Source organism: Streptacidiphilus carbonis, assembly GCF_000787775.1.
GTDB lineage: Bacteria > Actinomycetota > Actinomycetes > Streptomycetales > Streptomycetaceae > Streptacidiphilus > Streptacidiphilus carbonis.
In genome coordinates this window covers 1-23,317 of the sequence record NZ_BBPM01000076.1, presented here as the reverse complement: position 1 = coordinate 23,317, position 23,317 = coordinate 1, and the positions used below count along the sequence as shown (strand labels likewise).

Here is a 23,317-nt window from a genome sequence, read left to right as displayed (position 1 = left end):
CTTTCCGCTGCCTGGTGACTCCTGCACGCACCGCCTGAATTCGCGTTCCCGTGCAACCTCGGCGGCTCCCGCGTGGTGAAAGGGGGCGAGGGCCGTCAGCGGGGCGGCTCCGTGCGTGGTGATGGGGGCAGCGCGTGGTGGCGTCAACGGTGATCGTGGGGGGCCGCGAAATAGGGCCGGGGCTGGCAGCGGTCGACTTCGACACCTTCGTGGCGGCCCGCTGGCAGCGCCTGACGCGCACCGCGTTCCTGCTCACTGGTGACCACCACGAAGCGGAGGATCTGGTGCAGGACACCCTCGCGAAGGCCTGCCCGCACTGGGCGAGGATCCGGCGGCTGGACGCACCGGACGCCTACCTGCACCGCGCCATGGTGAACAACAGCTTCAGTCGGCACCGCCGTCGGCGTGCCCGGCAGCTGCTGATGCCCTGGGTGCCCGAACCCGCCCAGCCCGCCGCCACCGCGCAGGTGGAGCAGCGCTCCGCACTGCTGCAGGCGCTGGACGAACTACCCCCGCGGCAAAGGGCCGTGGTCGTGCTGCGGTACTGGGAGGACCTCAGCGAGCGGCAGGTCGCCGACGTCCTCGGCTGCTCTACGGGAAACGTCAAGAGCCAGGCCAGCAGAGGCATTGCCAAGCTCCGGCGCCACCGGGCGCTGGCCGGGTACGCGGCGACTGGATCGACGGAGGCACAGCGGTGAACCACGATGACGAGAACCTGGTGCGGCAGGTGCTGCAGAGCGAAGCGCTGCGCTACCAGCCGTCCGATTGGGCGGCGGGCAACGCCGAGGCGGTTCGCGACCGCAGTGCCGGGCGGCGCCGCCGCGTCCGGGGCACGGTCGCGTTGGCGCTCGCCGTCGGAGCGACAGCCGCCGCGGCCGTAGGCGCGGCGCTGGCCGACGCTCCCGGCAGCGCGCGCGAGGTCGCCGCACCGGGACCCTCGCCGGTGTCATCGGCTCCGGCACGCCCGCCGACGTCGGCAACGTCCACGCCTGGCGGTGCGCCACTGTCGTCGCCAGCGGTTCGCATCGTCCCCCCCGACCAGGACGTCACCTTCGGCCACCAGATCTGGATGCGTCTGACGGACAGTGAGGCGTGCGAGGACCTCGGCCCGGCCGTGACGCGCGCTTACAACTGCAGCAGCGTGAAAGACGGGAACCAGGCGCAGGGCACCGTGAGCTTGCGGGAGAGCACGGACACCTTCGGGACGCTCTACGCGCCACTGTACGTCGGGCCTGAGGACGTGTCCCGGATGACGGTCGAGATCGGCTCCTCGACCTACCGCGCCACCGTCGTCGAGCTTGCCGGCCGGCCCGGCTACGCGACGGGATACCTCTGGCTGCCCGCACGGTCGCAGTCCACAGCAGCCCCGCAGGTGAAGATCACCGTCTACGACGCCCAGGGCGTCCTCCTGGCTGCCACGGCGCTGTCCGGCACGTAGAGCACTCCTCGAACGGGTCAGACGTGCCTTCCGCCTGGCACGCCTGAAGCATTCCCAGTAACCCCTGAAAGGATCCGATCATGGCCGCCACCGCGCGCCGCGCCGCTTGTGCAGCCCTTACCGTCTGTGCCGCCCTGACGTTGAGCGCCTGCAACCCGAGCGGCTCCGGCGCCACCGCGTCCTCGGCCGCCACCCAGTCGTCCCCGAACCTCTCCGCTCCCCCGTCTTCCCCCACCGCGTCCGTGAAGGCCGGGTCCAGCTCCGGCGCCAGCGCGTCCTCCGCCGTGTCCAGCCCCGCGTGCACGGACCTCGTGGTGACAACCGCCGTCAAGACCGAGGTGACCCGGACCTACGCGGCGCACAGCAAGCTGGTCCACATCCAGCCCGCCCCCGGCAGCTTCCTCTACGGCCAGTGCGGGGGCGTCACATACGCGGCGAGCCGCTTCGAGCCGACCACCGGCGCAACTGAGGAAGAGCAGGTCGCCTCACAAGACGAAGGCAGTGTGCGGAAATACTTCAAGTTGAACCTCTCCGGCTCCTGGACCTATCTCGGCAGCGCCGGCTTCCCCGCGACGGACGGCTGCATCCGCCGGATCCCCCACGCGCTGGCCATGATCTGGGCCGACTGCCAGAGCCCCTGAGGGTCGATCCGGCCACGGGACCTGGGCGGCTCAAGTGGCATCGGCGGCCGCCCACCTGGCCGGGCGCAGCCCAGCAGCGCGAGGCCAACCGGGAGCCGCGCGGACCTGGAGCGAAGAAAGGAGGCTCGCGGCCGGAGCAAACCCGCCTGCACACCGCAGACCATGGGCCGTCGGAGGCGCAGAACGGGTTGTCAGCCCGTTTTCGATCTTGCAAAAGTAGTTCCGAGCCGCCCGAATGCACCCAACTCGACCGAAGGACGCGGAAGGACGCCGGAAGCCCAGTCAGAAAGGAGAACGGAAAGGCCCATGTCCGGCCCGGTGAGCGCGGTGGAAGGGCTCCGGACGCACTGCTGACGTCAGTGGTGACTTCGCTGCCGGGCCGGGGCGGCGCGCCGTCATGACACGGCACGCCGCCCCAGCGGGTCAACCACATGAGGGATGGTCTCGCCGGGACCAACGACGCCACCAGGCCGCCGTCACGGGCCGGCTGTAGGATCGGCCGGTGCCCCACGACTCCACCCCCAACCTCTCGCTGACCCACCGCCAGTGAGACGCCCTCGGTCACCTCCGCCGCCTCCAGGAGCAGGGACTACCAGCCGGTCGCGGAACCCCCGGCCTGCACCTGGCCACACTCAAACCCCTCGCCGCCGCGAGCCTGGCCGACCTGGAGGAGACCGGGAAGCCGGACCGCCGCGGCCGCCAGTGGACCGCCACCCTCACCCAAGCCGGCCGTGTCGCCCTGGACCAGGGCGACACTGAACCCACCCGGCCCTGATCCTGCGGCTGTAACCAGCCGACCCACCACCACGGCGCTTCCGTGGATAGTCCCCTCCGGAGCCGCCACGCTCCGCAGACTGTCTGCAGAGCTACTGCGGGAATGGTCCTGGATCGGATACGCGGGCGAACGCGGCGATCATTCGCTCCAGACCCCAGCGGGCGTCAACCAGCATCGGCCGCCTCCCCTTCTCCTTCAGCTTGTAGAGGTGCTCTTCGAAGTCCTCGTGTTCTTCCTCTGGGGCGAAGACGACAACGAGGTCCTGGTAAGAGAATGAGAAGTCGCCGACATGGCGCCACTCCCGCTCCCACCAGAACTCCTTGCGGACGTCTGCCGGCTTGCCCATCTGTTCGATGAACGGCGTCAACCGCAGGATGTCAGCCCGTGCAGCCGCTTCCGCTCCGGCTGCCCCTGGGTCACGGACGATCTGTTCGACCTCTTCGCCGGAGGGGCACCGCCGGACGGGTGCCCCGGCTCAGGCACTCCGGGAGATGTCCAACCGCTCGGCGCCGGGCGTGAACCCGGCGGACTTGTATGTCGCGACGGCACCGGCGAGGGAGCTCTGCGTGCACACGAAGGCACTAGAGGAGCCCATCGCCCGCAGCGCTACCGCCCCGGCGAGCGTGACCGCCCTGCCGTGGCCCTGATGGCGGTGGTCCCGGTGCGTGCCCAGCGGCTCGATCAGCCCGGGCTTGCCCGGGCCGGCCGACCAGACGCCGATATTCGCCACCGGGGTGTCCTGGTCGTTGTAGGCGATCAGGAAGCGGGCGTCGGCGAACGCCGGTCCGGCTGCCAGCGCGTGCCAACGGTCCATCGTGAACTTCGACTTCTCCCACGCCGCCAGCGTGACGGCGATCCACACGTGCGCCGACTTGGAATCGGCCACCTCGATCCGCAACCCCGGGTCCTTCACCGGCTCCGAGAGATCGAGGGACAGCGGGGTCCACGGATCGTCGGTCTCCCAGCCCTCCGCCAGCAACAGTTCCTTGACCAGCGTGCCGTTTGCCGCCGCGAGATACGCGGCTCCCGCGGGCAGTACGCCTCGCTCGGGGGTCGTCAAGTCCTCGATGAGGACCCGGGCCGTCGCCTCGTCCCTCTGGAGGTCCGGTGCGACCGCAAGCCGTAGCAGGTCGGGCTGGTCCAGGAACCCGACGGCGACGATCCGGCCGTCCCGACTCCAGGTTCGGACGCTCGACACCAGTTTCTCCACGCCGTGCGCGCAGGCCCAGCCCAGGTCGCCCGGATGCAGCTCCAGCGGCGCCTTGTCGTGCTGCCAGTCCCGCAACGCGGCCAGGACTTCGTCGAACTCAGTGACTGCCGGAGTGCTCAGCTCACTCATCATGGGCAGAGTAGACACCCGGGTGGCGCGCGACGCATCCGGTTTTCGAGTGGGCGCGATGAGGCTCGAGCTCGGCTTGGGCATCAAAGGCTCTCTACCAGCGGCTACGGCGCACCGACCGCCAGCGCGCGGGCCGCACGCCGGAGCCGAGCGCGGGCATCATCGACTCGCAGTCGGTGGACGGCGCGGACACCGTCGGCGCCGACACGCGCGGCTACGCGCGGCTACGACGGCGGGAAGATACGCGACCAGCGCAAGCGCCACGTCCTGGTGGACACCTTCGGCCAGCCCGCCGCGCTCGCGCACCAGCCAGCCCCGTGCCTCCAGCGCGTAGGCGCGGTGGCGCACCCGCTCCACCTCGTTCATCCGCGCCGCGTCCCGCCCCAGCTCCGCCGCGCTCACCGGCCCCGGCGCTGCCGCGACCAGGGCGAACACCTGCCGGTAGGCGCCGGCCAGCACCTCGGGACCCATCCCCGCCTGCCACACCGGCGGCCGCGGGTCATACGGCGACGCCAGCACCGACGCCCCGACCGGCACCGCATCCGCAGGCGCCACCGCACCCGACTCTGGTGGTGGTGGCGGCGGTGGCGGTGGCGGTGGCGGTGGCAGCGTCCCCCTCCGGCGTCGGCACGACGGTCTCCTCAGCCGTCATCGCCCCCTCGCCCTCCTCCGCGAACGCACGCACCACCTCCTCGCGAACGATCCGCGCACAGTCCACCCGCTCTCTGCAGGGGCGTTTCAAAGTCTCTTGATCTTGTGACCCTGCAGGTCGGGGCAGTGCAAGGTGTCGGGGACGACCCGTCACGGAAGCAACGAAACTCCGGTTGAACGGGGTGACCTTCCCAAGTCGCCCTGCCCTGCCGGAGTTTCGATGTGTCGTCAGTCTGCCACCGTCTGCTTGGTCAAGCCGTCCACCTTGGAGGGTGTCGAGGTCCTTCCGCTGGTGGAGCGGTTGAGGGTGCTCCCGGATCCGCGTCGGCGGCGCGGGGTGCGTCACCCGTTCGTGGCGGTGCTGCTGGTCGCGGCCTCAGCGGTGGTGGCCGGCGCACGGTCATACGCGGCGATCGGGCAATGGTCCGCCAGCGCCCCGCAGCACACGCTGACCCGGCTGGGCGCCCGGGCCGTGGGCGCGCTGAGGGTGCGTGTCGCGCCGAGCGCCGCCACAATCCGGCGGGTTGTCGGCCTGGTCTGCCCCGGCGGGCTGGCCGACCTGACCTGCTCCGATCCCGCTGGCTCGGACTCGGTGGCTGTGGACGGCAAGACGTTGTTCGCGACCGCGCCGTCGCGGATCTTCACGTAGATGCAGTCGATGAGCACGACCGCGTAGACGCGGTCCAGCGGGCGCTGACGCCAGGCCGCAAGCCCGGCGGCGACCTGGGCGGCGGAGCGCGAGACCGGGTCGCGCGAGACGTCCATGTCGTAGACCCTCAGCGGCCCCAATTCCTCGCGCAGAACCGACACAACGAGTGCTCAACAGGCACGGATTCGTGCGACGGGGGAGGTGGCACTGTCCTGACGCTGGGGGTCCCGGCACACCCCGGCGCACACGCGAGTCGCGGCACACCCCGGGCCGCGCGCTCTGCGGGCCTGTCCTGGAGTTGTGTTTGGTCCGGTGTGACCCAGTTGGGCATGAGACGGGGTCGTGGCTGGTGATGTCGCGATCATCAGGGCGCCGTCCTGGCGAACCCCTACGGGCCGGAGCCGCTCTGGTCCCTCCCTGTACTGACGTCACGTCAGCTGGCGGGGCCTAGGTTGACGTCATGACCCGAACTCATCGCATCGCTGTTCCTGGCATTCTCGCGCTCGGACTCGTCCTGCCGATGCTTCTGCCGATCGCTACGGCAGAAGCCGCGTCTTCGGCCGCCCCTACCCGGCCGGTTGCTCAGGTCAGTGTGGGCGTCCAACTGGAGCTTCCCCGCCCCACAGGTCCGCACGCGGTCGGCCTCAGCACACTGGACCTGGTGGACACGGGTCGGTTGGACCCCTGGGTGCCTGCCGCCGGCCCGCGTCAGTTGATGGTGTCGGTGTTCTACCCCGCGCGGCCCGGGACCGGTGCACCTGCGCCCTACATGACCACGCAGGAGGCCGCGCTGCTGCTTGAGCGGCAGGTGCCGGGAGCCGGAATCCAGCCCGACGCGGTCAGTGACACGCGCTCCTGGGCGCGGACCGACGCGCGGCCGACTCACGGGCGCTTCCCCCTGGTCCTGCTCTCGCCCGGCTTCACCATGCCGCGGGCCACCCTCACCAGCCTCGCCGAAGACCTGGCCAGCCGCGGCTACGTGGTCGCCCTGGTCAACCACACGTACGAGGACTCGGGAACCACCTTCCCCGACGGCCGGACGCTCACCTGTGTCATCTGCGACCACCTCCCGAGTGGGTGGCCGGAGGTGAACCAGAGCCGGGCCAAGGACGTCTCGTTCGTCATCGACCAGCTGACGAGCCGTCATTCACCGTGGCGGTATCACCACATGATCGACCAGGACCGCATTGGCATGGCAGGTCACTCCGTCGGTGGCAGTGCCGCCGCCTCGGCCATGGCTGCCGACAAGCGGGTGCGTGCCGCGGTGGACATGGACGGCACCTTCGACATCCCCATCCCCGCCACCGGCCTGGACCACCGCCCCTTCCTGCTGCTCGGCACCCAGTCCGGGCACGCCCCCGGCGACGACCGTTCCTGGGACCAGGCCTGGGCGAACCTCGACGGCTGGAAGCGCTGGCTGACCGTCACAGGAACCGATCACATCAGCTTCACCGACCTGGCCATCCTTGCCCCCCAGTTGAACATTCCCATCCCGGGTGCCACCATCTCCGGCGAGCGCTCAGCACAGATCACCCGCGCTTATGTCGCGGCCTTCTTCGACCTCCAGCTGAAGGGCCTACCCCAGCCCCTGCTCGACGGCCCCTCGCAGGCCGACCCGGAGGTCACTTTCCAGCACCCGTGAGACGGGACCGCGGGTCGTGGCCGACGTTGCAGGGGGCAATCGTGGCCGAACGGTTGTGGGCAAAGATCGGCAGGATGGCCGGCGCTGCACGTGAAAAAGCGCAGGGCCGGTACAACGAGGTCGCCGACCCCTACGATCCAGAGCTGCCGCCTGTTCTGGCATGGCGCATCGGGTTGCGCTGTCACAGGGCCGGAGACCTGGACGGAGCACGTGCCGCATACGGCCGCGCCATCGAATCCGGTAGCGCCAAGTACGGCCCGCCGGCGGCGCGCAACCTCGGCGTTTTGCTCGAGGCAGCCGGCGACCTGGAGGCCGCGCGTGCTGCCTACCAAATCGCCGTCGACTCCGGACACCCGGACTCCGCGCCGCTGGCGGCCTTCGACTTGGGAACCCTGTTCGACCGCGCTGGTGATCGGGACAGCGCGTGCTGCCTATCAACTCGCCGTCGACTCCAGGCACAAGGAGCACACACCGCGGGCAGCGGTCAACCTGGGGGACTTGCTCAGGGCCGCCGGAGACCTGAAAGGTGCACGCACCGCCTATCAACTGGCAATCGACTCCGGGCATCCGGACCATGCACCCCACGGGGCCGTGGCCCTGAGCAGGATGCTCGACTCCCGGTTCTGGTGGCGTCAGGATGCCTACGTTTCGAAGTCCTCGGCGGTCTCGTCCCACGGGATGCTCTGCAGTGCCTGTTCGGCGTCGTCGCCGGTGGGTATGGCTGGTGCGGCCTGGAGCCACACGACGGTGAGGGCCGAGTAGTAGAGGACGGCGTCGTGCTCGGGCGACAGGGCTGCCGAGGTGAAGGATCCGATACAGGTGACGGCGGGCAGCAGTTCGACGGGCCCGAAGGCGCCGGCGGTCTCGTCCGGGTGTTCGCGGGTCGCCGGGACGAGGTACACCGGGCGGGCAGGGAAGGCGCTCGCGGCCCTTGTGGCCAGGCTGCTGAGCTTGAGGTCGTTCATCCGTTTGAACGGGTAGCCCTCCAGCAGTCCGCCGTAGGTTGAGGACATCCGTAGCTCTGCCAGCCCGATGGTTCGGCCGGAGGCGAGGTTGATGCGGGTCAGTGTCATGGGGCTGTGATCTCCGGTGGCGGGTTGGGGACTGGGTGGACGGTTCCGGTCCGTCAACCTGGCCGGTCGCCGGCCTTCCAGAAGAGTCCGAGGTCGGCCAGGCCCGGGCGCGTACAGGTGGAGAACCGCAACGTCCACATGCTGGTGAACGGGTAGAGCGCTCGCAACGCCGGCTCCCGGAATGCAGCCTCGATGAGCGCCTGGAACTCCGGCGCGTCTGCCTCAGCCGCCCGAGTCCGGAGGTGCTGCCACTCGGATTCCGCCAGCTGCGCCGGATCATGGTCGGGCACTTCGAAACGGCCCGCCAGATGCACGAAAGGCGCGGTCCGGCGGATCTCGGTCAACTCGGTTCCTCCATGCCAGGCCCGCGCAGCCCTGACGATCTGCGCGAGATCATCAGTGTCCCCGCCGATGAGTTCCATCCCCTGGCACGACTCCTCGCCGCGGATCGACCACCTCCGCTTCCAGGTGTACGCGCTGACGGTCAGCCTGTTCCGGCACGGAACGTTGCTCGCCACTGTGGCGCCGTACAGCGGGTTGGACTCTGACACCGCAACGGGGACTGAGAGGCCGTCAACATCCGCAGCTGCTCGGAGGACCGCCGCGAGGCTTCCTTCTGCCAGAACGTCGGGGTAGAACGCGGCTTGATCGGCAGGTGTGGTCATGAAGGAGATACTGCCGCAGCCGCCGCCATACGAGCGCGTGGGTTGCCTTCTCTTTCCCCGTACCGGCCTGTGGCCGGCTCAGGGGTATTGACGGGGGTCGGGCGCCGTTGTCGTAGCGGGCTGGGAGACTGCGCGCCATGACGTCAATTGATCAAGGTGCGGTGCGGGAGTCGTGGGATCGAAACGAGTCGTCCGGGTCGTGGTCGAACTCGGAACCGAAGGGCACGGCACCGTCCTCGAAGACGAGCCAGACATTTCCGCGGCTGGGGCCCGTGACGATCAGATGCCAGTCCATCCCGCAGCCCTCGGTGCCGAGGACGATCGATCCGTGGTCCGAGACGGCATCGATCACGGACTGGGTCTCCTTGCCCGATTGTGGGTCGTCGGTCCACACCCATGTGAGCGGCCAGTTCAGAATCCCCATTCGCGGCCAGTTGACAGGGAGTCATCTGGCCGCGGATTTCACAGCACGTAGTCGCCGACGCGTCGGCGGTTCTCGCGGATGCACACTCCTCGATTCCTGCCTTGCCCGTCGAGTCTCTGGCGGCCAGGGCAGGGCCCCGCGGTTACTCCGGCAGGGGGCGGGCGTCGATGACGTTCTTCAGACGATGGTGGAGGTCAAGCGTTGGATGCCGGGCAGCCGTGCCAGCTGCTGGTCGTAGAGCTGTTGGAAGGCAGCCACGTCGGCGGTGGCTCACAGCCCCCTGGCAACGAGGCGACGTTCCTCTGCTACCGGCCTACGACGGCTCTGAGCCGTCGTCAACAAACCACCGCTAGCCGAGGTCGCCGCAGAGGTTGTGGATAGTGCCGTGCACGAGCGTGACGGTCTTGAATCCGGTCGCGCTGAACTCGATCCGGTAGACGCCGTCGATGGTGTAGAGGCCGCGCGGCAGGTTGCTGAAGCCCGCGGGCAGGCGCGCGATGACCGGCCCGACCACGTGCCAGACCATTGAGCCGTCAGTACCGTATTCGATCACAGCGCTGCCACTGGCGTCCACGAGGGCGCTCGCGCCGGTGGCGGCGTTGCTGACGTTGAGGAACAGCGCACCGGTAGCCAGCTGCCGCTTGGGCTTGCCGTCCGGGTAGGTCTCGACGACCTTCGTGCGCACCTGGTTCACCGTCACGTCCCAGTGCACGGGGAAGTCGCACAGCAGCCCGGCGGGCGCGTCGTATGACGGCGGGATCGCCTCGGGCACCCAGCCGTCGTGTGACGCGGCAGACGGCACGGACCCCGCGTCGGCGCTGCTCGCAGCGGCGGACACCGTGCCACCTGCGAGTAGGACGGAAAGGGACAGGGCAACCACCAGGAATCGACGCACGAGTACTCCTCATCCTCTGCTTCTGCTTACTGATAGTGAACGGCAGGGCAATGACTGCCCGGCCGGGTTTCAGTGTCCGCCCCCGGATACGCGGCGCATATCCCTAGACCTAGGGGGAACCGGTTGCGATACTCCTGCGGTGTCCCCCGCGCCCGCGCCACTGCTCGTCGCCCACGCCGCACGGCAGGCTGCCGCACGCGCCGACAGCCTGGCCGACCTCGGCCGCGAGCTGGCCCGCCAGCTGCACCGGCTCGTGCCGCACGACGGGTACATGCTTTCCGGCAAGGATCCGGTCACCGGCGTCGGCTGCTTCCTGATCGAGCACCAGGGCTACAGCTGCGCCCACTTCCGCCGCATCAAGGCGGCCGGGCTGCTCGATCAGCAGCCTTACCCGCCCCGCCGACCCGCCGACCGGCCCACGAGCCGCCCAACTGTCGCGGTGCTGGACACGACGGCCACCGCGCCGCCGGGCCTCGTGCCGCTGCTCGACAGCATGGCCGGCGACGGCTGGGGCAGCGAGATGCGGCTCGACCTGGTCGATCGCGCCGCGCACTGGGGCACGCTGATCCTGCTGCGCGAGCGTCGCCGCCCGCCGTTCACCCCGGCCGACATCGACAACGCGCGGCAGGTCGCGGCGCCGCTGGCCGCCTCGCTGCGCGGTTACGTCGGCCGCGCCAGGCCGCATCCCCTGCGCACCGCGATGCCGCCCGGCGTGCTCGTCATCGACGAGAACGACGGCCTCGCCTCCGCGACCCCGACCGGGCGCGATTGGCTCCGGATGTGCTTTCCCAACCTGATCCTCGACACGGACGAGGATCTCTCACTGACGCTATGGAACGTCGCGGCCGCCGCCCGCCACCAGAGCGAGCCCGTGCTCAGCCGCATCCCGACCGGCCACGGCTTCGCCTCGCTGCAGGCCCAACGGCTGACCGGCGCCCGACGCGGCGAGGTGGCCGTCACTATCCAGGCGGCCGGCACCGGCCAACTGCTGCCCGCAGTCGCCGCGTGGTACGGCCTCACGCCCCGGGAACGCACGGTGATCGACCAGGTCCTGGACGGCCGCTCCAGCAAACAGATCTCCCACACCCTCGACCTGTCGCAGCACACGACCAACGACCATCTCAAGGCCATCTACCGCAAGGTCCGGGTGAACGGCCGCGACGAGTTGGCCGCTACTCTCTCCTGCTAATCGGCCTATCTGTGCATGACGAGGTAGCCGTCGCGGTTCAGCCCGACGCGGAAACCGTCGTCCTTGGCGGCGACGATCAGCTGGTCGCGCTGCGCGGGCGTGAGCGGGAAGGCGTCGTCGTCCGCGCTGTCCTCGGCGATCCAGTCCACGTCCGGCAGTTCGCGAGGATCGAGCAGGGTGACCGTGGCACGGTCGATCAAATGCGGGGCGAGCCGGTTCCACGCGGCGACCACTGCTCCGTCCGGGATCATGGCGAGGGCCTGGCGGGCGGTGGCGATGCGCGGCTCGATGCGCCACGTGGTCCAGGGCGGCTTGGGGGCCGTGGTCGCGGCGCACCGCGGCCAACTCCTCCAGGTCCCACACCATCTCCCCCCACCAGGGTGCGCCGTGGGCCGCGGGCCTCCACGGTGCCGCGCACCAGCAGCCCGGCGCCCCTGGCTCGTCGGCATGCTGGGCGCCGCCTGCGCGTGCCGGGCGACCAAGCAGACGCAGCTGCTGCACCGCGCGAGACCGAGGAGCGGGGGTCGACGGTGTACTCGCGCACCAGGTACCGGTCGTAGACCAGGACGCCGTTGGTCTGTTCGACGACGTAGCGCCTGGGCTGGGGACGAATCCGGTCTGCTCGGGGTTCCGCATCACGATCTCCACGTCGATGCCCAGGTCTTGGCCGTGTTCGACGACCGAGGCCTTGAATCCCTGATCGACCCAGGCCTTGGTGACGGTGGGGACGTCGGCGGCGACCTCGTCCAGCAGGGGGCCTTGCCGATGGCGTTCTCGTGCACGCTGTCCGCCACGATCACCACCGCGATGATCAGCCCTATCACGTCTACAGCCAGCCCGCGCTTGCGACCAGGAACCTTTTTATTCGCATCCGATGGATGTGCGGCCATCCCGTGCGAAGCCGCCGGCCCGGACTCGCGTCCGGGCCGGCGGCTTCGTGGTGTGCAGTCAATGACCTACGCCATGCCGGCGCGGTACAGGTGTTCGATCGAGGCGGGCCCGGCCCGGCAATTCCTACAGGGCGTCTTTTCGTGCTGTGGGCGAGTTCTACCGGTCGTTGCAACACGTTGTGGTTGTGTGGTTCGCCAGTAGCTTGGCGAAGGCCTCGTCTGGGGTGTCCCAGCCGAGTGTCTTGGGCCGCCGGTTGAGCTTGGCGGCGATGGCGGCGGTGTGTTCGGCGGTGTGGACCGACAGGTCGGTGCCTTTGGGGAAGTACTGGCGCAGCAGGCCGTTGGTGTTCTCGCTGGTGCCACGCTGCCAGGGGCTGTGCGACAACGACCCCAAGGTGGTGGTCTGCGCCCGTGCCCTGCTGGCCAGCGGCCTCGGCGTGACCGCACGTCCAGCCCGATTCGGCCCACCCAGCCGCGATCATGGCCGACCTGGACGTGGCCGGGCTGATCATGTCGGACCAGCCATGCTTGGGATCAGCCATGCATGGTCATTCTGCTCCAATCCGCAGGTCAGGAGACGATGTCCTGGTTGCGGAAGTGGCGCAGGGCGAGGGCGGTGAAGATTGCGGCGAGTGAGAGCGAGAGGCTGACGCCTTCGATCATGCCTGTCCATTCGGGGTTGGGCTGGAGGATGCCGGCCCACGCGTACATCCCGTGCGTAGGCAGGAAGGTGCGCAGCGAGCCGAGGGCGCTGATGTTGTCCAGGATGCTTGAGACGATGACCAAGCCGACCGCTCCGCCCACGGCTCCGAGGGGAGCGTCGGTGACGGTCGATAGCCACAAGGCGAAGGTGGCTACGGAAAGCTGGCAGACGAGCATGTAACCCGCGATGAGCGCGAAGCGCGACACGGAGGTCCCGAGGGGCAGCGATCCGGCCGACGGCAGGTGCAGGTCACCTTGACCGTACGCCGCCATGCCGATGGCCAGAGCCGTGGCGGGCAGCAGGAGCATCGCAACTACGCTCAGGCCGAGCGCCACTGCGAACTTGCTGTAGAGCAGACGGGCGCGAGAGACGGGGGCGACGAGCAGATACCGCAAGGAGGACCAGTTGGCTTCCGAGGCGATGGTATCGCCGAAGAACAGGGCGACGGGCACGCTCAGCAGGAAGCCGCTGGCGAGGAATACCACGGCGAAGGCGAAATTGATGCCGGAAGAGGTTCCCACGTCGATCAGGTCGGGGGTGTTGGTGGAGTTGCTGTTCACGCCGCCGATGGCCATGGCCGCCCACACGATCACCGGGAGCGCCGCCATGAGGGCGAAGGTCACCGCGGTCCGGCGGCGGCGGATCTGCCGGACTGCCTCGACGCGCAGAGGGAGCGTGGAGGCGGCGTTGTAGCCGGGCGCGGCCGCAGAAGTGGATTCAGTCGTCATGCGAGGTCTCCGGTGAGGGTCAGGAAGGCGTCCTCGAGCCGCCGGTGCGGGCCGACGCTTTCGACCGGGACGTCCAGGCGGAGTAGTTCGGTGAGTAGGTCTGCCACTGGAAGGCCTTCGAGGCAGATCAGCAGGCCGAGATCTGAGGGTTCGGCGGCGGTAACGCCGGGCACCGCCGCGATCTTGTGTGCGACGGCGTCGCGTGCGGCGGGGGTCATCGCGTCGGCGGCGACTGCTACCAGGAGAGCGCGGCCGCTGCCCGTGATCTGCGCCACGGGGCCGGCGGCGCGCAGTTTGCCCCGGTCCATGACGACCAGGTGCGTACAGGTCTGCTCGACTTCGGCCAGCAGGTGGCTGGAGACGATCACGGTTCGCCCGCCGGCGGCGTAGCGCGTGATGACGGAGCGCATTTCGCGGATTTGCTGGGGGTCGAGGCCGTTGGTCGGTTCGTCGAGGATGAGCAGGTCAGGCAGGCCGAGCATGGCCTGCGCGATGGCCAGGCGCTGGCGCATACCCTGCGAGTAGGTGCGCACAGGGCGGTCCAGCGCGTCGCCGAGCGCGGCGATTTCAAGCGCCTCCTCCATGTGGGCGTCAGCTGTCGGCCGACCGGTGGCGGCCCAGTAGAGCCGTAGGTTGGTCCGGCCCGTCAAATGCGGGAGGAATCCGGCTCCTTCCACGAATGCGCCGACTCTGGAGAGCACGACCGAGCCCGGGACGACGGCGCGGCCGAAGACGTGGACGCTGCCTTCGTCGGGTCGAATAAGGCCCATCAGCATGCGCATGGTCGTGGTCTTGCCCGCACCGTTAGGGCCGAGCAGACCGAGGATCTGGCCGCGCTCCACCCGGAACGAAAGATCTTGGACCGCGTACCGGTCGTCCGAGCCGCGGTACCGCTTGGACAGGCCCGTGACCACGAGAGGAGCCGGTCCAGACGCCGCGCTCGGCTGGCTCTGCGAAACGGTGCGACGTCGGCCGGTCGGGGAACCTGTCAACAGCAGCGCGGCGGCCACCGCCACGGCTGCCAACGGCAGGAGCCAAACCCAGGCCGGAATCGGCGTCTGCCCGCCGCGCAGCGCGGTGTCGACGGGCGCCGTCAACACCTCACCCGCAGGGAGCGAGACAGTGTAAGCGGCCAGCCCGGCTGGTGAGTAAAAGCCCATGTCGGTCGAGGCCAGCACGAGCCGCAGGCGGTGCCCGGCCGCGAAGCCGTAATCGATCGCCGGAAGCTCGACGCTGACGGTGGTGGTGCCGGGGCCGGACACGCGCAGTGGCGTGACCAGTTGGTCTGGCAGCACGGTCGTGCCGTCCGGCGCGACGTCGTAGACCTTGGCGAACAGCACCGCGCCAGCCGTCGTGCCCGTACTGACGGTCACCCGTACCGTGGCCGACCCGGTGAGCTGGAGCGCGGAGGCGAGCGGCGCTGAATTGAAGGCGGCGTACTGACCCGGGAAGTCCTGGCTGAACGAGAGTCCGCCGCCGGACAACTGCGCCAGCGTACCGAGTCCTGGAACCGCCGAGACCGCCGGCGGCATGCCGCCGGCCGGGTTCGTCACCGTCTGCGCGCCTCCGGCCAGCGCGACGGACTCCCGTGAGGTGCCGGCCAAGCCCGGGTAGACGGCTGCGTCGGCGCCGTGCTCCACCATCTTGCCATCCGACGTGGAAACTCCACCGGTACGTGTGACGCGGAACGCCGGGCCGGTGTCCGCCGTCTGATCCCGCTTGAGGTAGTGGTCGAACCAGGCGAGGGTGCGGTCCTGGACGCGTGAGGTCTCCTGGTCGCCACCGTCGTGGCCGCCGGCCGACCAGTCGACCGCGACCGGCGCGCCGTTGGCCGCGATCGCGCGCGCCATCGCCGCGCCTTGGCCGAGCGGAAACAACGAGTCCCGCTGGCCCTGCGTGATCAGGGTCGGAATCTTGATGCGGCCGGCGACCGACGATGGGCTCGATCGCTCGAGTGACTCCAACGCCGCGGGGCTGGCGGTGCCCGTTGTCGCAGCCTGCTGATAGAGCTGGCACAATTCGGCTGTGAAGGCGCAGCCGCCCTGAGTGCCCGACGCGGTGCTGAAGAAGATGCCCGCCCACAGCTTCTTGAACACGCCGTTCGGAAACAGTGCCTGGCCGAGGTCCCACCAGGTGATCTGCGGTGCGATGGCATCGACGCGGTGGTCATAGCCAGCGGTCAGCAGAGCCAAGGCGCCGCCGTAGGAGGCTCCCGCGATCCCGACGCGTGGATCGTCGGGGCCGTCCTGGAGCACGTCCGGACGATGCCCCAGCCAGTCGATCAGTCGCCGCGCGTCGGCGACCTCGCGGTCGGGCGAATCGAGGCCGATCTGTCCGGTCGACTCACCGAATCCGCGAGCGGACCAGGTCAGCACACGGTAGCCGTGCTTAGCCAGGAAGCGGGCCTCGGGTGTCATGTCCTCCTTGCTTCCTTCGAATCCGTGAGCGAGCAGCACTGCCGGCCGGGGCGTGGAATCGCCAGTGGTGAAGTACGAGGCTTCGATGCGCACCGTCCGGCTGCTGCCCGGCGTCTCGGGCATGGTGAATATTTGATCGATTTGGTGTACGGACGGCGGCGGGTCGGCCCACGCAAACGCTGCGGCTCCCCCGACCACAAGCGCGACGGCGGTCGCCATGGCGGCGATCCGCCGCGAAAAGCGAGATATCGAGCGCAAAGAATTCTCCCAATGAACGAAACGAACGAGCTGGGTTCGTCAAATCTCACACAAGGGCCCTGATCCGTCGTCAGGTCGAAGGGCCGCGCAAGGTCATGCCAGAGGAGGGCAGGGCGAGGGCTTTGCTGCCTTCACCAGTTCCGGGCTCGAGGTTGGGATCTACGCACACCAGCATCAGGTGCTTCGTGACCTGATCCATGCGCGGGTCGTACGGGCGGCGCCGTGGCCCAAGGGCGCCCAGCCGGTACAGGAGCGCAGCCATAACCCCTCTCCTTTCTCTCTTTTCAGGTAGTGGAAGCGACTCCACCGATCCTGTCCGGCCCGCTTGATGGCCTGCCCCCGCAGCGCTTGACGGTCTGTTGACGGTCCGGCGGCCGGCCGCGCGGGGTTGACGCGCCGGGATGGTCAGCTTTACCGGTGCCCGGTAGATCCGGCAGTAGAGGCTGGCGATGGGCATTTGGAGCGCGTGGGAGAGTTCGGCCACGCTCCACCCGTCGGGCGCGACGGAGCGCGGTGGGCAGACAGGTAGGGGCGGGAGCTGGGGATGGCGTACTTGTCCATCAGGACGCCTGGTGCCGGCGCCATGGTCGGCCGGTTCGGTGATGCGCTCGGCAATGGCGACGGTCCCGGCGCGTCAACGCGCGCGGCCGGCCGCCAACCGTCAACAAACCGTCAAGCGCAGCGGGAGCAGGCCATCAAGCGGGCCGGACAGAATCGGTGGAGTCACTTCCCTACCTGACAAGGGATAGGTCATGAGCACGCTCCTGTACCGGCTGGGCGCCTTCGCCGCACGACGACGACGCACGATGATGGTCGGATGGCTGATCGTTCTGGCGGCTGTCATCACGCTGGGAATCTCGATCGGCGGCTCACTCCGGAACACCAACTCCATCCCCGGCTCCCCAGCCCAGACCGCGCTAACGCAGATGGACCGACAAGGGCCGGGCCGGCACCGGACCTCACCGAAGCCCCACTCGCCGGGAGAGCTGCGCAGGGGGTGTTGTGAGTGTCCATGAGAGGAGCGGCTCTAAATCGCTGGCGGTACCGTGTGCCGTCGGCGGTTGCGGTGTTCGCGGTGTTGATCGGTTTCGGGGCCTTGGTTGATGCGGCAATTCCGCGTGAGCGGGGACGCGTCCACGCCATCACCCAGGTGATTCCGGTCCCGGCCTCGGCCGCCGCCACTGCGGTGGTTGCCGTCTCGGGCCTGATCCTGCTCCGCATCGCGGCGGGCCTCCGGCGGCGAAAGCGCCGCGCTTGGCAGGTGGCCGTCGTGGTGAGCAGTGTCACGGTGGCCACCGACGTGCTCAAGGCGCACCGGATCGGCGACGTGGCCATTGCCGGTGCGCTGCTTCTCTCGCTGATCGTGAGCCGGGACCAGTTCCGTGCCAAGGACGACCCGGCCTCTCGCTGGCTGGCCCTGCGGGTTGCCGTCCAGTTCCTGTTCGTCGCATTCGCCTTCGGGCTGACGATGCTTTACCTGAACCCGCGACACGTTCGCTTCTCACCGTCCAACTGATCGAAGATCACAACCAGCCTACAAAGACAGGCACTCAGCCGCATGAGGAGCACGCAGGTGCGTGTCGATCGCGGAAGCGGTGCGTCACACGCCAGGCGGCAGGGTCGCGTTGGCAATGGTGTCCAGCAGCATCCGCTTACGGAACGCCGGCCCTTGATCGGCCCCCTGATAGGTCGTCACATATCCGGCTCCCAGCAGCCGGTAGCGGGGGTTCCCGCTGTGCAGCTTGGCGTGCTGCACATCGACCGGGTCCAGTGTGCCGAATCCCTCCATCGCTTCCTCCTCGATCAGGAAATCAGCGAAGGGCTCAGCGTGCGCCGCCAGCTCGTGGACCAGTACCTCCACCAGGAAGCCCGCAGTGATGGCGCTGATGCCGGCCGATACCTTCACGACGATGGACAGCTTCGCCTGCGAGTGCGCCTTCCGCCAGTGACGCAACTCGTCTGCGGTGAAGCCGGTCAGATCCACCGGTTCCTGCGCCTGCGGGACTTTGCCGAACAGCTCCGTGCTGCCGGTCCCACCACGGCCGGCGGCGCTGGTGATCAGGACATGGGCGCCGGGAACCTGATCCAGCTTCACGGCCTGCGGGGCAGTCCAGGCGGCGCATCAGGTCGCGGACGGTGGCTGCGGAGATCCGCTTGCCGCTCTTCGCAGGCCGGAAGCCCTCGGCGTCGGTTCGGCGAGGTGGTGGCTGCGGCGGGCCCGGTCGGCGTCCTGTGCGGCGCGTTCCAACCGCTGCGACCACAGTTGTTCCAGCTCGGCCCGCTCGGCCAGGACCTGGTCGGCCGCGCGCAGGGACACCTCGACGGCGGCCGGCGCCAGTGCCGCGAGACCTTTTGCCGGAATAGGCCGGATTGTGCAGCAGGGTCTGCAGCGTCATCCGGTTTCGGCCGTCGCCATTCCAGGGTGCCCTTGTCCGGCCCTTCCCGCAGCCGGATGCCCAACTGGATGTCATGGTCGACGAGATAGCGCAGCACGCCATGCAACGTGCCGAGCCGCTCGAACTGCGCGAAGAACAGGTGGATCACGGTCTGCACCTGCTCGTCCGGGTCCAGGGCCACTTCTCCGGACCGACCGCGGACATAGCCGCTGGGCAGGGCGAAGGCCAGCTCGCCACGGCGGGCCTTGTTCAGGCGCCCGCTCCACATCCGCTGCTTGATCAGGTGAGCTCCAGGGTTACAGGCCGGCCGCGCGCAGCTCCTGAGCACTCATCATGTCTACGGCGAAGAACCTCGTCTCGCGGTTGGCCCAGGACGGATAAACTGTGGCGTCGACCTTCACGGTGGAATCGTCGGTGGACACGATCCAGTGCACGAAGTTGTCCGTGATCTTGCCGTCCTCGATGCGGAGCAGGCGGTTGACGAGTCCGGTGAAGTACTCGACGTAGCCTTCGGGGAACTGCTCGCGCGCATAGCGCAGATCCGGGATCCTCATCGCCGTGGCGGCGACCACCAGCCTGTCCACCGCGCAATGTCTGGTGACAAGTTCGCCCGAGTCGAACGCCGCGGCCAGCGCCTCGTCCACTACCCGGGCGGATGCCAGGAGCGAATCCGCCCGGGTGAGGCTTTTCCAGCATTTCCCCTGTCCGCTCGCCGGGGCCTGCCTTGTCATCACCTGAACGTGTTCGCGTACCTGGTCGGCCAACCAGTCCGGGCGCTTCTGCCGATCCGACTTGCGCACCACAGTGAGTAGGTAGTCGCCGCCCCGCGCTGCACCTGCCATCACTTCCAGTCGCTTGGAACGCTCCCACGCTCCCGGGTACAAGGCACCCTCGCGTTCGAGATCGTGGACGAGCGACATGGCCAGGCGATCGCTGGACCGGCTGCCGTCCATGTCGCCCACGGCACGGCGTCTGATGTGGATGAGTCCGAGATCGTCCTCAATGAGCGGGAGGAACTTGCTCACAACGGGGAACGCCTGCTCCAGGGTCGGAGGAATCAGGCCGTCGCGGACCACGATGACGGCTTCGACGTCGTCGGGTTCGATGCGCGTGACATGCCTGCGCCCGGTGGCAAGCACCGGTGTGGTCAGCGGGCTTCTGCAATGGGGGCAGCTACCGGACACGGTGCGGGGCTGATCGATGTCCTCCCCTCCCTGTCCAGTGCTGCCGAGGCAGTCGCTGCACAGGCTGTACCGGCACTGCTGGCACTGCAGTCCGCGAGGGTTGGCGACGTGGATACCAGTCATGCCGAGTTCAGGGGCCATGGCGCTCAAGGAGTGCCAACTGGTCCTGCACTTCGAACACTCCGTCAAGAAGGGGGCGAGGATTGCGCACTCCCGCTGCTGATCGGTCATCGGCTCGGCGGCCGTCAACCGGGCTGTTCGGCTCTGGAGAAGCGTGTGAGCGAGTATCCGTACCGTGCGGTTGTCGTAGTCCTCGGGGCACCGGCGCAGGCGGCGGATGATCTCGTCGGCCGCCACCCGTCCCCGTCCGGCCTTCATCAGCGCCTCCACCTGGTGGGTGAGTGCTTCGTAGTCCTGTCCGTTCTCCGGCTCCCGCGACTTTCGCACGGTCCTCCTCAATAGTCCTCGAGTGCGGCGGCATCGGCATGGCGCCCTGCGGCGCGCAGCGTGTCCCGTGCAGCCTGCAGTACTGCACTCTGCAGTTCGCCGGGCAAGGGCTGCGTCAGTAGCTCATTGAGCAGGTCGAGCGACTCGTCGAGGCGGCCCAGCCGGCGCAGTACCCGGGCGAGCGTGGCCTGCCGGTGACGGCGGTCATCGTCGGTCAGCACGGTGGGCTCAGCCTGCGGCCGCGGCCTGCCGAGCGCCCTATCCAGCAGTCCGCCGAGGTGGCTGAACGAGGTCGGCCGGTTCTCCGGAATCTCCTGGAGGCACATCGAGAGCAGGATGCGGAGCTGCGTGTCAGGGATCCAGCGCGGGACCTCGGCGGCGAGAGGATGGGTGGCGTAGTACAACTCCTTGGTACGCGCACCTGGCCTGTCTGACGCATAGTAGGCCAGCAACTGTTCGCGCTGCGTCCGCGAATCCGCCGCCAGCTCGAAAGGGTAGGGCAGCAGGCCGGTACATGCCTGGTAGAGCAGCACGCCGAAGGAGAACACGTCCGCTCGGGCGTCGCACGGATCCAGGCGAAGTACCTCTGGGGCGGCATATGCCCAGGTCCCTCCACGTGCGGTGGGGAAACGGCCGTCTTGGATGCGTACCGCCTGGGCGAGGCCGAAGTCCGCCACCTTGGCCCGGCCGGACTCGTCGACCAGCACATTGGACGGCTTGAGGTCGAGGTGGGCGGTTTCGGTGGTATCGGACAAGTATGCCAGCCCTGTGCACAAGTGCTGGAGCACCAGGGAGATCCCCTCGTTGAGCGGGGGAGCCTGTGACGTGAACTCCTGGGCCGGACCCGCGCTGTGGTGCTGCCGCAACAGGTCTTCGAGGGTCGCGGGAAGGTACTCGAGCAGGACGCCGCACCGGTCGCCGACCATTACCTCATCGAGTGCGGCGATCACATGCGGATGCGGTGCAATGCCCAGCAGCATCGCCAGTTCACCGTCGCCGATGAGCGCCCCGGCCATCGGCACCTTGATTGCGCGGCGGACCTGCTGGGCGTGGTCGTCGACGATCAGGACCCAACCCTGGCCACCCTGCCGGATCCCCGTAACGGACCAGCGTCCGTCCAGCAGCTCGCCGATCCGAGCAGGCGCGGAGGAGGGCGCGGGGGGAGGCTCTGCCGGATCGTCGGCTGTCGCGGTGAGCTGTGCCATCCGTCGCTCCTCCAAGGCCGGTCAGTCATCGGTGAGATCGGTGGACTTGGCGTGCGGGTCGAAGAGGTCGGGTGAGGACATCTCCACGAGCAGCGTCCCACTGCCCATACGCAGCCGGTCCTTGTCGGCCACGGTGCAGGACTCGCCCCGAGCGATGGCCAATTGCCGATCCGGGCCCAGTAGAAAGGCGGAGTGAGCCCCCAGGTGCTGGTAGACGAGCGAGGTACCCACAAGCGCCAGGTGCCCGTGGAAGCGACTGTCGCGACTGTCTCCCAGGACGATGCGGTTGGTGGCGCTGCGGCCGAGCGAGACATGGAAGTCGTCGGTCTCCAGGACCGGCTGCACGACCTCGCCGCGCATCCAAGAGAGGCGAAGCGTCCCCCTCGTCGACCACTGGACTGGAGAGACGAGCTGCAGCCGGTTGCCGGCGAGTCCGGCTATGGCCTGCGCGGGCGCGAGGAGCAGCGTGTCGCGGTTCCAGCGCTCAGCGTTCAAGCGGGCCGATACCAGACCGATCACGCCACCGGCGCCGGTCAGAAGCACGGGCGCACCGCTCATGCCGGGCTGGGCATGGCGGCAGCTGACCTTCACCCAGGTATGCCCGTCATCTGCAGTCTCCCCTACATAACTACCCGTCCCTGAGTCGAAGGTGCGCGACACTGCGAACCCGCGCAGGTGCACGGGAGAGCCGGGAAGGGCCGACGCGTGCGATATGAGTGGCAAAGGCTGCCAGTCCTCCGGGGCGTCGACCGAAAGCAGCGCGACATCCGCCGCCGCATCCGGCGGCTGCGCCGGCATCACGGGGAACGACAGACCAGGAGCGGTGAGCGGCTCGAAGGTCCAGATGTCGTCCGTCTTCGTCTTGGGGCCGCCCACAAGGACGTGGGCAGCCGTGGCAGCCAGGCCGTCGGCGGTGAGCAGGAATGCTGTACCCACTGCCTTGCCATTGCGCACGAGCCTTCCGACGCTTTCCATGGTTGGACCTAATCCGGCTCGGGGAAGAGGCGATCGACCAGGGCGAGTAGAGGGGCGCCTCCCCCTGGTAGGGAGGAGGACGTGTCGGCGGAGAGGAGCTCGGTGCCGATGGCGGACGCGGCTGCCGTACCGGGGTCGAACGTCACCCGCACGGCCGCCGCGAGCTTCTGACCATTGAGTGCTTCCTGCTCATGGGCCTCGGCGCGGGACTCGGCAGCGTCACTGCGGCTCTTCAGGTCCTCCACCCGTTGCCGCTGCACGGTCGTGCCGAACAGCGCGCCGATCGCGGCGAAGGCCACGGCCTCGACGGACCCTAGGACAATGAGCAACCGCGACCAGGCGACCTCAGTGGCACCCGCGTCAACGGCCAGCCAGAACAGCAGCCCGAGCCACACTGCGATCGCGGCGATGGCGACGACGAGAGCCGGACCGCCGAGCGCGGTAGGCCGATCCGCTCTGACGTTCGTATCCCCACCACCAGGCACTGCTCCCCCTCAATACACCTCGATCCATCAACAGGCCCTGTCAAGAAAGGCGTTGATGCCACCGCAATTGCTCCTCCCTTCCTTTTATCACACGGGGGTGGGCTTCCAAACTAGTTCGCCTGCGTCGGCACGACGGCGGTGCCCTGACTTCTGGACCTGCGTTCCGCGCAATTCAGAGGCCTAGAGTTACGAATTGGGGTTTGACCTGCGCGGACATGGGCGGGGGCGCCTGAGAGCAGTTTCTCTAG

At 68.7% G+C, this 23,317-nt stretch carries 25 protein-coding genes and 3 pseudogenes; 7 read left to right on the top strand and 21 right to left on the bottom strand.

The window, feature by feature from the left end:
• Nucleotides 1-182 precede the first annotated feature (182 nt).
• From TR46_RS33985 to TR46_RS42825, 3 genes are all read left to right on the top strand, one after another.
• A complete protein-coding gene (locus TR46_RS33985) occupies nucleotides 183-698 on the top strand; it encodes a SigE family RNA polymerase sigma factor (protein ID WP_042409957.1) in 516 nt (171 codons plus the stop codon).
• The gene (locus tag TR46_RS38570; RefSeq protein ID WP_052433342.1) at nucleotides 695-1,438 is read left to right on the top strand and encodes a hypothetical protein; all 744 of its coding nucleotides are present in this window, start codon (nucleotides 695-697) and stop codon (nucleotides 1,436-1,438) included. Before TR46_RS33985 ends, TR46_RS38570 begins: the two co-directional genes overlap by 4 nt.
• A gap of 80 nt (nucleotides 1,439-1,518) precedes the next feature.
• Complete coding sequence (locus tag TR46_RS42825; RefSeq protein WP_042409935.1) at nucleotides 1,519-2,079, top strand: hypothetical protein; 561 nt, start codon at nucleotides 1,519-1,521, stop codon at nucleotides 2,077-2,079.
• A gap of 866 nt (nucleotides 2,080-2,945) precedes the next feature.
• Here TR46_RS42825 and TR46_RS33970 read toward each other — a convergent pair.
• The 3 genes from TR46_RS33970 to TR46_RS45635 form a co-directional block, all read right to left on the bottom strand.
• Nucleotides 2,946-3,221, bottom strand: coding sequence for a hypothetical protein (locus tag TR46_RS33970; RefSeq protein WP_042409932.1), 276 nt, complete (start codon nucleotides 3,219-3,221; stop codon nucleotides 2,946-2,948).
• Between the two features lie 108 nt (nucleotides 3,222-3,329).
• A complete protein-coding gene (locus tag TR46_RS33965; protein ID WP_042409929.1) occupies nucleotides 3,330-4,196 on the bottom strand; it encodes a GNAT family N-acetyltransferase in 867 nt (288 codons plus the stop codon).
• Between the two features lie 156 nt (nucleotides 4,197-4,352).
• Nucleotides 4,353-4,748 (bottom strand): hypothetical protein, encoded by a 396-nt coding sequence (locus TR46_RS45635; protein WP_084719174.1) that lies wholly within the window; start codon nucleotides 4,746-4,748, stop codon nucleotides 4,353-4,355.
• Between the two features lie 316 nt (nucleotides 4,749-5,064).
• Between TR46_RS45635 and TR46_RS42820 the strand changes: the two genes are divergently transcribed.
• Nucleotides 5,065-5,493, top strand: coding sequence for a transposase family protein (locus TR46_RS42820; RefSeq protein WP_236655644.1), 429 nt, complete (start codon nucleotides 5,065-5,067; stop codon nucleotides 5,491-5,493).
• Here the strand turns inward: TR46_RS42820 and TR46_RS45630 are convergent.
• Nucleotides 5,460-5,618: pseudogene (locus TR46_RS45630) on the bottom strand (transposase); the annotation flags it as partial. The gene TR46_RS42820 and the pseudogene TR46_RS45630 overlap by 34 nt on opposite strands.
• A 335-nt stretch (nucleotides 5,619-5,953) precedes the next feature.
• Between TR46_RS45630 and TR46_RS33945 the strand changes: the two are divergent.
• On the top strand, nucleotides 5,954-7,135 hold the full coding sequence (locus TR46_RS33945; protein ID WP_052433340.1) for an alpha/beta hydrolase family protein: 1,182 nt from the start codon (nucleotides 5,954-5,956) through the stop codon (nucleotides 7,133-7,135).
• Between the two features lie 641 nt (nucleotides 7,136-7,776).
• Here TR46_RS33945 and TR46_RS33940 read toward each other — a convergent pair.
• The 5 genes and pseudogenes from TR46_RS33940 to TR46_RS33925 form a co-directional block, all read right to left on the bottom strand.
• Complete coding sequence (locus TR46_RS33940) at nucleotides 7,777-8,208, bottom strand: hypothetical protein (RefSeq protein ID WP_042409922.1); 432 nt, start codon at nucleotides 8,206-8,208, stop codon at nucleotides 7,777-7,779.
• Between the two features lie 53 nt (nucleotides 8,209-8,261).
• Nucleotides 8,262-8,873, bottom strand: coding sequence for a DUF6193 family natural product biosynthesis protein (locus TR46_RS33935; RefSeq protein WP_152626841.1), 612 nt, complete (start codon nucleotides 8,871-8,873; stop codon nucleotides 8,262-8,264).
• Between the two features lie 151 nt (nucleotides 8,874-9,024).
• Nucleotides 9,025-9,225, bottom strand: coding sequence for a hypothetical protein (locus TR46_RS33930; protein WP_152626840.1), 201 nt, complete (start codon nucleotides 9,223-9,225; stop codon nucleotides 9,025-9,027).
• Between the two features lie 214 nt (nucleotides 9,226-9,439).
• Nucleotides 9,440-9,564: pseudogene (locus TR46_RS40350) on the bottom strand (Lrp/AsnC ligand binding domain-containing protein); the annotation flags it as partial.
• Nucleotides 9,565-9,646: 82 nt separating this feature from the next.
• The gene (locus TR46_RS33925) at nucleotides 9,647-10,069 is read right to left on the bottom strand and encodes a hypothetical protein (RefSeq protein WP_052433337.1); all 423 of its coding nucleotides are present in this window, start codon (nucleotides 10,067-10,069) and stop codon (nucleotides 9,647-9,649) included.
• Between the two features lie 262 nt (nucleotides 10,070-10,331).
• Between TR46_RS33925 and TR46_RS44810 the strand changes: the two genes are divergently transcribed.
• Complete coding sequence (locus TR46_RS44810; RefSeq protein WP_042409916.1) at nucleotides 10,332-11,381, top strand: helix-turn-helix transcriptional regulator; 1,050 nt, start codon at nucleotides 10,332-10,334, stop codon at nucleotides 11,379-11,381.
• A gap of 5 nt (nucleotides 11,382-11,386) precedes the next feature.
• Here the strand turns inward: TR46_RS44810 and TR46_RS45625 are convergent, their stop codons facing one another.
• From TR46_RS45625 to TR46_RS41750, 6 genes and pseudogenes are all read right to left on the bottom strand, one after another.
• Nucleotides 11,387-11,830, bottom strand: a complete 444-nt coding sequence (locus tag TR46_RS45625; RefSeq protein WP_152626839.1) for a DUF2079 domain-containing protein — start codon at nucleotides 11,828-11,830, stop codon at nucleotides 11,387-11,389.
• 598 nt (nucleotides 11,831-12,428) lie between these two features.
• Nucleotides 12,429-12,647: pseudogene (locus TR46_RS33910) on the bottom strand (transposase); the annotation flags it as partial.
• 194 nt (nucleotides 12,648-12,841) lie between these two features.
• Nucleotides 12,842-13,702 carry an ABC transporter permease gene (locus tag TR46_RS33905; RefSeq protein WP_042409908.1) on the bottom strand — a complete coding sequence of 287 codons (861 nt, stop codon included), beginning with the start codon at nucleotides 13,700-13,702 and terminating at the stop codon, nucleotides 12,842-12,844.
• A complete protein-coding gene (locus tag TR46_RS33900) occupies nucleotides 13,699-16,338 on the bottom strand; it encodes an alpha/beta fold hydrolase (protein WP_042409905.1) in 2,640 nt (879 codons plus the stop codon). Before TR46_RS33900 ends, TR46_RS33905 begins: the two co-directional genes overlap by 4 nt.
• Nucleotides 16,339-16,447: 109 nt before the next feature.
• Entirely contained in the window at nucleotides 16,448-16,639 is a 192-nt protein-coding gene (locus tag TR46_RS33895; protein WP_042409902.1) for a hypothetical protein, read from the bottom strand.
• 399 nt (nucleotides 16,640-17,038) lie between these two features.
• Nucleotides 17,039-17,269, bottom strand: a complete 231-nt coding sequence (locus tag TR46_RS41750) for a hypothetical protein (protein WP_152626838.1) — start codon at nucleotides 17,267-17,269, stop codon at nucleotides 17,039-17,041.
• 156 nt (nucleotides 17,270-17,425) lie between these two features.
• Between TR46_RS41750 and TR46_RS33890 the strand changes: the two genes are divergently transcribed.
• Nucleotides 17,426-17,893: a hypothetical protein gene (locus TR46_RS33890; protein WP_042409899.1), complete on the top strand. Its 468-nt coding sequence runs from the start codon at nucleotides 17,426-17,428 to the stop codon at nucleotides 17,891-17,893.
• Between the two features lie 84 nt (nucleotides 17,894-17,977).
• Here the strand turns inward: TR46_RS33890 and TR46_RS33885 are convergent, their stop codons facing one another.
• From TR46_RS33885 to TR46_RS33865, 6 genes are read right to left on the bottom strand one after another with little or no spacing between them, the layout of a single operon-like run.
• Entirely contained in the window at nucleotides 17,978-18,472 is a 495-nt protein-coding gene (locus TR46_RS33885; protein WP_042409896.1) for a hypothetical protein, read from the bottom strand.
• A complete protein-coding gene (locus TR46_RS41745) occupies nucleotides 18,469-19,041 on the bottom strand; it encodes a serine integrase family protein (RefSeq protein ID WP_152626836.1) in 573 nt (190 codons plus the stop codon). The genes TR46_RS33885 and TR46_RS41745 overlap by 4 nt, the downstream gene beginning before the upstream one ends.
• A 28-nt stretch (nucleotides 19,042-19,069) precedes the next feature.
• Complete coding sequence (locus TR46_RS33880) at nucleotides 19,070-20,404, bottom strand: hypothetical protein (RefSeq protein WP_052433336.1); 1,335 nt, start codon at nucleotides 20,402-20,404, stop codon at nucleotides 19,070-19,072.
• Between the two features lie 8 nt (nucleotides 20,405-20,412).
• Nucleotides 20,413-21,609 carry a tetratricopeptide repeat protein gene (locus tag TR46_RS33875; RefSeq protein ID WP_042409892.1) on the bottom strand — a complete coding sequence of 399 codons (1,197 nt, stop codon included), beginning with the start codon at nucleotides 21,607-21,609 and terminating at the stop codon, nucleotides 20,413-20,415.
• A gap of 21 nt (nucleotides 21,610-21,630) precedes the next feature.
• Complete coding sequence (locus TR46_RS33870) at nucleotides 21,631-22,584, bottom strand: trypsin-like peptidase domain-containing protein (protein ID WP_042409889.1); 954 nt, start codon at nucleotides 22,582-22,584, stop codon at nucleotides 21,631-21,633.
• 8 nt (nucleotides 22,585-22,592) lie between these two features.
• Complete coding sequence (locus TR46_RS33865) at nucleotides 22,593-23,069, bottom strand: hypothetical protein (RefSeq protein WP_042409886.1); 477 nt, start codon at nucleotides 23,067-23,069, stop codon at nucleotides 22,593-22,595.
• Nucleotides 23,070-23,317 lie beyond the last annotated feature (248 nt).